12 protein-coding genes are annotated in these 8662 nt (G+C 63.2%); 4 read left to right on the top strand and 8 right to left on the bottom strand.

The genetic code is table 11. From position 1 onward, the window contains the following. The 4 genes from H7225_RS16185 to H7225_RS16170 all read right to left on the bottom strand — a co-directional run. The coding region (locus tag H7225_RS16185; protein WP_290663676.1) for a cbb3-type cytochrome c oxidase subunit I at positions 1–524 on the bottom strand (524 nt) is incomplete at its 3' end. Between the two features lie 38 nt (positions 525–562). After that, entirely contained in the window at positions 563–1690 is a 1128-nt protein-coding gene (gene coxB, locus H7225_RS16180; protein ID WP_290663678.1) for a cytochrome c oxidase subunit II, read from the bottom strand. A 169-nt stretch (positions 1691–1859) separates the two neighbouring features. Next, the gene (locus H7225_RS16175; RefSeq protein ID WP_290663674.1) at positions 1860–2396 is read right to left on the bottom strand and encodes a DUF2244 domain-containing protein; all 537 of its coding nucleotides are present in this window, start codon (positions 2394–2396) and stop codon (positions 1860–1862) included. A gap of 236 nt (positions 2397–2632) precedes the next feature. Then, the gene (locus H7225_RS16170) at positions 2633–3568 is read right to left on the bottom strand and encodes a biotin synthase (RefSeq protein ID WP_290663672.1); all 936 of its coding nucleotides are present in this window, start codon (positions 3566–3568) and stop codon (positions 2633–2635) included. 73 nt (positions 3569–3641) lie between these two features. On the opposite strand from H7225_RS16170, the gene H7225_RS16165 reads away from it, so the two are divergent. Then, positions 3642–4364, top strand: a complete 723-nt coding sequence (locus H7225_RS16165; protein ID WP_290663670.1) for a ComF family protein — start codon at positions 3642–3644, stop codon at positions 4362–4364. Positions 4365–4516: 152 nt separating this feature from the next. Continuing rightward, entirely contained in the window at positions 4517–4951 is a 435-nt protein-coding gene (locus tag H7225_RS16160) for a hypothetical protein (protein ID WP_290663668.1), read from the top strand. A gap of 8 nt (positions 4952–4959) precedes the next feature. Here the strand turns inward: H7225_RS16160 and H7225_RS16155 are convergent, their stop codons facing one another. Next, on the bottom strand, positions 4960–5487 hold the full coding sequence (locus tag H7225_RS16155; protein WP_290663667.1) for a hypothetical protein: 528 nt from the start codon (positions 5485–5487) through the stop codon (positions 4960–4962). Positions 5488–5674: 187 nt separating this feature from the next. Between H7225_RS16155 and H7225_RS16150 the strand changes: the two genes are divergently transcribed. Beyond that, entirely contained in the window at positions 5675–5890 is a 216-nt protein-coding gene (locus H7225_RS16150) for a hypothetical protein (RefSeq protein WP_290663665.1), read from the top strand. 217 nt (positions 5891–6107) lie between these two features. Here the strand turns inward: H7225_RS16150 and H7225_RS16145 are convergent, their stop codons facing one another. The 3 genes from H7225_RS16145 to H7225_RS16135 are packed head-to-tail and all read right to left on the bottom strand — an operon-like array spanning position 6108 to position 8325. Continuing rightward, positions 6108–6461, bottom strand: a complete 354-nt coding sequence (locus H7225_RS16145) for a hypothetical protein (protein ID WP_290663663.1) — start codon at positions 6459–6461, stop codon at positions 6108–6110. Beyond that, positions 6407–6850 carry an NAD(P)-binding domain-containing protein gene (locus H7225_RS16140; protein ID WP_290663662.1) on the bottom strand — a complete coding sequence of 148 codons (444 nt, stop codon included), beginning with the start codon at positions 6848–6850 and terminating at the stop codon, positions 6407–6409. The genes H7225_RS16145 and H7225_RS16140 overlap by 55 nt, the downstream gene beginning before the upstream one ends. Next, positions 6847–8325 (bottom strand): FAD-dependent oxidoreductase, encoded by a 1479-nt coding sequence (locus H7225_RS16135; RefSeq protein ID WP_290663660.1) that lies wholly within the window; start codon positions 8323–8325, stop codon positions 6847–6849. Before H7225_RS16135 ends, H7225_RS16140 begins: the two co-directional genes overlap by 4 nt. A 2-nt stretch (positions 8326–8327) precedes the next feature. Here H7225_RS16135 and H7225_RS16130 point away from each other — a divergent pair. Continuing rightward, positions 8328–8662, top strand: a 335-nt coding sequence (locus tag H7225_RS16130) for a hypothetical protein (protein ID WP_290663658.1), incomplete at its 3' end; no start/stop codon positions are given.

The raw sequence follows: 8662 nt of genomic DNA, 5'->3' as shown, positions 1-8662 counted from the left end.
TTGATCGAGCCCATGACCGAGCTGGCACCCATGATGTGCATGGCGAAAATACCAGCGTCCATAGACGGGCCCATTTGCAGGGTCAGCGGTGCGTACAGCGTCCAACCGGCAGCAGGTGCGCCGCCAGGCATGAAGAAAGAACCCACCAACAGCAGCGAAGCGGGAATCAGCAGCCAGAAGCTGAAGTTGTTCATCCGCGCGAAGGCCATGTCGGAGGCGCCGATCTGCAGCGGGATCATCCAGTTGGCCATGCCCACGAAGGCCGGCATGATGGCGCCAAACACCATGATGATGCCGTGCATGGTGGTGAACTGGTTGAACAGCTCAGGGTTGAACAACTGCAGGCCGGGCTTGAACAGCTCGGCGCGGATGCACAGGGCCAGCACGCCGCCGATCATCAGCATGGTCAGCGAGAACAGCAGGTACAGCGTCCCAATGTCTTTGTGGTTGGTGGCGTACACCCAGCGGCGCCAGCCGTGTGGGTGGTCGTGTGCGTGATCGTCGTGATCAATGACTGCGCTCATGTCGAATCCTTTACGTATCTTGTCAGGTCAGCGCCGCGTCACTGACGGGCAGTGCGCACTTCAGCAGGCTGCACGACCTGCCCGGTCTTGTTGGACCAATGATTCTTGGTGTAGGTGATGACCGCGGCGATCTCCGTGTCGGAGAGTTGCTTCCAGGCGGGCATGATGTTGTTCTGGCCGTTGAGCAGCACCTTGATTTGAAGGTTCCTGTCGGCGCTGAGCACGACAGCCGCGCCGTCCAGCGGCTTGATGGCACCACCGCCCTTGCCAGTGGGCAGGTGACAGGCGGCGCAATTGGCGGTGTAGACCTTCTCGCCACGGGCGATCAGATCGTCTTGCGTCCAGACCTTGTTGGGATCGTCGGCCTTGGCCTGCATTTCCTTGAGCTGACCTTGCACCCAGGTGCTGTAGTCGGCTTCAGAGACGACCTTGACGTGGATGGGCATGTAGGCGTGCTCCTTGCCGCACAGCTCGACGCACTGGCCGTAGTAATCACCGATTTTCTCGGCACGGAACCAGGTGTCGCGCACGAAACCGGGGATGGCGTCCTGCTTGATGCCGAAGGCCGGCACCATGAAGGAGTGGATCACGTCGTTGGCAGTGGTGATGACGCGCACCTTCTTGTTGACGGGCACGACCAGGGCGTGGTCGACCTTCAACAAATAGTCATCGCCCGCAGGGGTACCCGCGTCAGACAAGGCCCGTTGCGAGGCATCCAGCGTGGACAGGAAACCGATGCCCTCGCCTTCGCCCTTGATGTAGTCGTAGCCCCACTTCCACTGCTGGCCAGTGGCCTTGATGGTCAGGTCGGCGTTGGTGGTGTCCTTTTGAGCGATGACCACCTTGGTGGCAGGCAGGGCCATGCCGATCACGATGATGAAGGGGACCACCGTCCAGATGATTTCAACGGTGGTGGATTCGTGGAAATCGGCGGACTTGGCGCCCTTGGACTTGCGGTGCTTGAAGATGGAATAGAACATCACCCCGAAGACGGCGACGAAGATGATGCTGCAGATCCACAGCAGCAAATAGTGCAGGTTTTGCTGCTCGAGGGCAATTTTGGTGACCGCAGGATGCATGTCCAGCTGGTTCACTGCCGGGCCGCCTGGCAGGCTGTTGACAGCCCAGGCCGCCGAACTGGCCGCCAAAGACGCCAGCGCCACCACGCCGCCGAACGCACAACCGAGCGCCCGTCCTGCGGACCACCGACTCACCTGATGCCCAAGATCCTTGATCATTTCTTCGCTCGTCTATGGTTGAACTTGTTGTTTGAGAGGTCTGTTTGCGAGGGGATGTCAGGTGCAGGAACGCGACACATGATCACGCTCAGGCACCTCAGTCCTCAAGGTGTTTGAGCGCCCAGCGGAACTCGTCCGCCAGTTGACGACGGTGCTGACGCTGAACGAACTCGCCCACGACCACGCTGCGCCCTTGCCCCGACAAACGCACCAGGGAGCCATCGTCCCGATCGGGCTCGACGCGCACCCAGCGCGGGTTGAATTCGACACAGTTGGTGCGGCCACCGCTTCGGCGCTCGACCCGCAGCAAATTGGGGCGCATGGCAATGTACTCGCGATCCGCAGCATGGCGGGAGTACATCAGCACCGCGGCCATGACCGCCAGCATTTCCATGAATGCAAAGGGCAACACGAAGGCCGACCCAAAATACCAAAATCCACCTGCCAGACCCGCCGACACCAGGCACAGCGCGGCATACACCGACCACACCTGAGGTGCGCTGAGCGCGCCATCGCGCTGAAGGAGCCATTCGACCCGCCAGCCGGATGCATCGGACGCCGCCATGGAAGCCGCGCCCTGCACCAGATTCAGCAAAGGGCGCCACACCCCAAAGCGCAGGGCGGCAGAGGACATCAGAGGAACTGGGGACAAGGCGGCAGGCATTTACGCCACGGCTCCAAGGCCACAAAGGGCGGGAAAGGGCGAAACACCCGGAAAAAGGCAGGCTCACAAGCCAACCTCAATAATCGCACGATTTTAGCCGGGGTCTGCCGCTATCTCAGCTCGCGCGGAATTTACTTTTGCTATGGCTAACCCGTGATTTTGCGGGATTCGCAACGCGCAACGCGCCAGTCCACGGCCGTGGCAGCTCAGGTTTTGGGTGCGCCATGCCGGATCATCGCTCTCATGTCATCCAGGGATACCCGGGTCTCAGGGGCGAGTTGCGGGCGGGGCGCGGGCTTGACCGCGTGGCCGTAAACCAGCTCGATCGTCAGGCCCAGGCGGCCGTCAGGGCGCGCCAAACCCTGGGTGAGCGCCTTGAGCAGGCGGGCACGCCAACGCGGCGTCCGCAAACCAGCATATCGGCCCTGCGCCACATTGCCCCCCCAGGTGCGCCATTCGGCCAACATGTCCTCGGCGCTGGCCCAGGTCACGGTGATTTGCTCCATGTCCATGACGGGATCGGCAAAACCGGCCTCGACCAGGGCATCACCCAGGTCGTGCATGTCGATGAAACTGATGGTGGGCAGGGGCCAGCCCAGCTCGCGGTAGAGCTGGCGCAGTTCACGGGCGGTGTCGGGGCCCAGGCCCGAGCACATCAGGAAGCCGTCCACGGCCAGGGCCCGATGCCATTGCTTCAGCAAGCCAGGCAAGTCAGGGTGAGCATGCAGTGCCATGTTGGCCCACAACATCTGGACGCCTTGCGGCGCCCACGGAGCGGGATCAGATGAGGTGCCCAGCATGACTGGATCGGTGTTGTCGCGGCGCCAGGGCGCCCACCAAATTCTGGGGGCTTGGGCGCGCCATTGCTCGCGGCTGCGTTGCTGCAACTCGGGCACGGGCTCCATCACCCAGCGCTGGGCTTGCGGGTAGCGGGCCTGCACCTCGGCGGCGCCACCACCCAAAAATCCACCCCAATCCAGCCATTGCAAGGGCTTCAACAAGATGATTTCCAGCTTGGAGGCCAGTCGGCGACCCACTTCCTGGTACAGCCAGGGCGCTGCAGGCAGCCCCGACAGGCGGCGCGCCTGATGCAACAAAGCCTGGGGTTGAGGCGCGACGGGATTAGGAGAAGGGGCAGACATGGGACACCAGTGACAGCAAAAGCCCCTCCTCAGAGCGATGGCCTGCAGACGGGGCACCCAGTATATTGACTGGATGCTTTCTTTGCCTGGCTCTTCTCGTCGCTGGCGCTTGTCATGGCCCGGGCTGTGCTTGGTCTGCCAGCGGGCGCAATGGCAGGCCATCTGCCACCACTGCTTGTCGGCCTTTGCCGCGCCGCGCTTGCGCTGCCAACGGTGCGCCTTGGCGCTGAAAGACGGCCAACCGGACTGCACGGCTTGCGAAGCCTACCCGCCCGAGTTTGACCGCGCCATGGCCGCCGTGGACTACACCTCACCCTGGCGCGAACTGATCGCTCGGTTCAAGTTCCAGGGCGATGTGGCGCTGGCCAAGCCTTTGGCCGCGTTGATGGCCACCCAGATCAACGCCTTGCCGCCTCGCGCTCGGCCTCAATGGATCATCCCCACACCCTTGTCGGCGATCCGCTTGCGCGAACGTGGCTACAACCAGTCGTGGCAGCTGGCCCGGCACCTGTCCAGGCAGACGGGCATCCCTACCCTGCCCCAAGCCTTGCGCCGCGTGAAAGACACACCCAGAATGATGACCCTGGAGGCCGATGATCGCCGCAACCAGATTCGCGGGGCGTTCGAGGTCAACACGCTCTGTCGGCGCGCCTTGGTCGGGCGCCGCGTGGCCCTGGTGGACGATGTGCTGACGACGGGCGCCACCGTGGATGAGATCACGCGGACCTTGCAGGTCGCCGGCGTGCGCAGCGTGTCCGTGTGGGTGCTGGCCCGAACGCCCGCGCCCGGAGCGTGAGTCAGGCTTGGCCGAAATCATGTGCCGCTGGCATTTTAAAAATGATTTCCTGGGATCACAGAAGGCGGGCACGCTGGTTGCCCTGTTATTCATGACACTGCGCTCGCAAGAGTTGCAGCGATGTGGTGATTGACGCTCAGTGAGAGGTCCTTATGCGTGCCGTCATTTTCTCGATTCTTTCGGTGGCCGCCTGTGCCTCACAGGCCGCCCAACCCGATTGCCTTCCCGCTTATCTGGCTTTGTCCAGCACACCCACGGGGCAGCCGATTGCGCGACACACTGATCGACCCAGCTTGTTCATCGCGTCCAACCACGGCCTGGCCGCCTACTGGTTCTGCCAAGGCCCCAACGGACAAATCACTTATTGGGAGGTCCACGGAACCCCCAAGGCCATCCTGGAAGCCGGTGGCGCCAGCGTGATGGAAATGCTCTACATCAGGGATCGTGACGCATCTTTGGCCAAATTGTCGGCAACGCCATGCAACCGCCTTGAGATTACCGACCCTGACGAGCGGCAACTGTGCAAGGAATTGCTGGCCGAGGTCAGGGCCCAATGGCCCCAATCCTCGGTCACAACATCGCCTTGAAAACACATTCAGCGGTAGATTTGTTCGCCGTTGTAGCTCTTCCAGCTTTGCTCGATGTGGGCAGCATCGTCATCTGAGCGCGGCTTCACGCCCAACAGGATGCCGCCTTCCTGGATGCCGGTTTCATACTTCTTGACCCGCTCTTCAGGAATGCCCAAACCTATCAGGGCACCGATCAAGCCCCCGCCGGCCGCACCGGCGCCAGCGCCCGCCAAAGCGGCCGCCAGAGGGCCGGCCACCACCACACCCAGACCAGGAATGAGTAGCGTGGTGCCAATGGCAGCGACCGCCGCCGCAATGGCACCCACGGTGCCGCCAATGGCCCCGCCAATGCCGGCGCCTTCGGCCGCTTTGCTGCCCAGCTCGGTCTCCTTCACGGTGGAGGCGGAGAAGAGGCGACTGCGCGTGTCATCGGACATCACCAGATTCACATCGTCCTTGGTGTAGCCCCGTGCAGACAATGATTGGTAAGCGCGCTCGGCGCTTTCGCGGTCCTTGAACAGACCGGTGACGTAAGGTGTGTTGGCATTGGCCATGATGGATCCTCAGCGTTGAGTTATTGACCCCGCACACCCGGCAAATGGCGAGCCCACCAGCCACGAACGCTGCAATAGACCGCGCTGACGACCTCATCTGCGCCGATCAGAGGCACCGCAGAAAGACAAAATCGCGGCAAGGCGTCGGATTTCACCGACTCGCCTTTTCTGAAAGCGATGGTAAAAAATGCCGACCAATGCAGCATCTACCCAAGGTCGTGCAGTGCCTTTGTACTTCCTGGGTTTGGGTTTCATCATGCTGGGCGCCGGCCTCATGGATTACTTTGACTCCCTGGTGCCGATGGCAGCGTGCGCCTCCGCCGGGGTGATGCTCAGCGCCCCACTGGTCAAGCAATTGGTGCGGCGATTCCTGGGCCGCCGCATGGACCAATCTGCCGATTGAAGGAAGGCTGGCTGGGGCTAAGGTTTGAGCGAGCGATGAGCCGCCCCAGCTGTTGCGCCTCCTGCGAGATTTCACGCAGCATACCGGTGGGCGAGACGCAGTAACCGCAGAAGTACAAGCCGTGGGCCTGGTTCAAGGCCTGGCCGCTGAGCAGGGGTGCTCCACCGTCACCAAACACGCCGTCGCCAGCTTCCAGCCATGACTGGACATTGGGGCGCTAGCCCGTGGCCAGCACCACGGCATCAAAGGCCTCGGCCCGACCATCGCTGAACACCACGCCTTGCTCGGTGAAGCGCTCGATGCCAGGCCTGACCTGGACCATCCCCTGTTTGATCAACGCAATGGTGTCCACGTCGATGAAGGGCACGCGCCCATGCTTGCGTATCTGCGTCACCGGGCCTTCAGTGGGCGGGCGCAATCCGTACTTGGTCAAGTCGCCCGTGAGCAAGCGCATCACCGGGGCATTCAAGGCATCAGCCAGTTGGGGCGGCAAAGCTTTCTGCAGGATGCCGATGGTCAGGAACGGGATGCCGAACACCTCGCGCCGGATGACGTTGACGGGGCTGCGCACGGCCAGACGAGCGCGCTGGCGCGGTGAACGGTGTCCTGAGAACGGACCTCCCACCCCTCTTCGGTTCGGCACGCACGGACGATCTTCTGCCCATGGAGGCGTTGGATCTGGTGATGCCGCGTGTAGGCGTTCAGGTAGTCCACCACCTGCTGGCGCGAGGGGTAGCGCGGGTAGGACTTGGGGAAATCAAAGAATGGCAAGGCCGAGTGGGCCTTGTCGGTGTGCAAATGCAGGCGGTGGTAGTGGCCGACCCAGGACGAGCCCACGTGGTCGTGCTGCTCCAGCACGATGCAGGGCAACTTCTCTTTTTGCAGGCAGGCCGCCATGGCCAGGCCTGCCGGGCCAGCGCCCACCACGATGACGGGCGAGGCCTGAACCGCCGAGCTCATGTATTCAGGATCTCCTGGGCCACGCGCTCGCCCGAACGCACCGCACCTTCCATGTAGCCGGTCCAGATGGCCGAGGTTTCGGTGCCGGCCCAGTGCAGCTTGCCAACGGGTGCGCGCAGGCTGGGGCCGAAACCGGTGAGCACGCCGGGCGGGAAGACGCCGGTGGGCGCGCCGCCGCTGAAGTTCTCGGCCTGCCAGTTGTTTTCCATGTAGGCCAGGGGCGTGGCGGCCTTGGGGCCAAAGAACACGGCCAGGGCCTGAAGCACCTTGGCCTTGCGCACGGCGGGCGACATCAAGGCGGCGTCACGCGCGTCCTGGCCATCGATGAAGGCCATGATCACGCCGGGCGCGCCGGCGGTGGGCTGGGTGGTGTCGAACACGATCTTGGGCAGGAAAGCGTCGCTGGTGACTTGGCCGCTGAGGCCTTCGTCGCGCCAGAAAGGCCGGTCGTAGGCGACGTGGACTTTCCAGGCCGAGCCCATGGGCACGCGCTGCATCAACTGCAGGCGCCATTGGGTCGGGCCGTCCAGCGGCTCGTAGCTCAGGCGCGAGGCCATCCAGGGTGACATGGCAACGACGGCGCGCTGGGCCCGCACGGTGAAGCCATCGCCCGACACCGCGATGCCACCAGCGTCTTGCTTGACCGAGTGGGCGACCGCGCGGAACAAGATGCGGCCGCTCAACTCACGCGCCATGCCCAGTGCAATGTTTTGGGATCCGCCCACGATGCGGTCTTGCTGCGCGCCACCTTGCGTGCTGAGCAGGCTGGTCAGGCCGCCGCCCGAGTTGATGTAGTGCAGCAGGTACAGGAAGGAGATGTCGCGCGGCTCGACCGACAGCAGGGACAGCACGGCCAGGCGCAGCAGGTTATTGGCATCGGCCGTGAGCAGGTTGCGGTCCATCCAGGTCTGCATGCTCTGCGAATCCCACTCGGCGGCCTTGGTGGCGGTCCACGGGGCATCGAGCGGCACCTGCTTGGCCATGGCGTCGAGCTTGAGCATGGCGATGGCCGTCTCGCCCGTGGCCAGCAGGTTGGACCAGGGCAGCACGCCCGTGTAGGTGCTGCGCTTGCCGTTGGCGTAGTTGATCAGTTTGCCCGTGTCGTAGACGGGGTAGGTTTTCAGGCCCAACTGCTGGACCAGGGCGTACATGCGGTCTTGCGTGGGGCCGATGAAGGCGGCGCCGCCCTCGACCACGTAGTTGCTGAAGGGCGCTGGCAGGTTCTGGTTCCAGCAACGCCCGCCAACGCGGTCACGCGCTTCCAGCAGGAGCACCTGGCGCCCAGCGGCAACCAAGGCGCGGGCGCAGGCCAGGCCCGAGTAGCCGCCACCAATGATGACCACGTCGGTGTTGTACTCGCCGATCGCGGTGGGGCCGGTGGCGGCCTGGGCCTGCCCGCCCGACATCAAGGTGGAGGCAGCCGATGCCGTGAGGGCGGCAAGGACGTGGCGACGGTGGATGGTGGGTTGAGTCATGAATGGCCTTCGCGAGCTGGAAACAAGGCGTCATAAAAAAACACCGTTTCTTGATTATTCGTGAAGGAACTCACAAGTCATCCATGAAAACCCTGGCCGCCCCCTTGAGCAAGGGGGATGGCGAATTGCGTGACCTAGTGGACAAGCGCGACGCCAAACGACGCGCCCTCGCCAGAACTTGGCACATGATGGAGACAAAGGCCAAGCACCCCACCATGGCGCAAGATCAACGTCCATCAAAAGCACCGTCACACCCCAGTTGGCTCACACCCCTGGTGAACTTGGCGCGTGGGATTTTTGTAGCGCAAGTGCAGTTGGAACGCCGTGAGGGCAAACT

The sequence above is a fragment of the Aquabacterium sp. genome (genome assembly GCF_014378415.1).
Taxonomy (GTDB): domain Bacteria; phylum Pseudomonadota; class Gammaproteobacteria; order Burkholderiales; family Burkholderiaceae_C; genus Aquabacterium.
The sequence above is the reverse complement of the archived record's forward strand: the minus strand, read 5'-3'. Positions and strand labels throughout refer to the sequence as shown.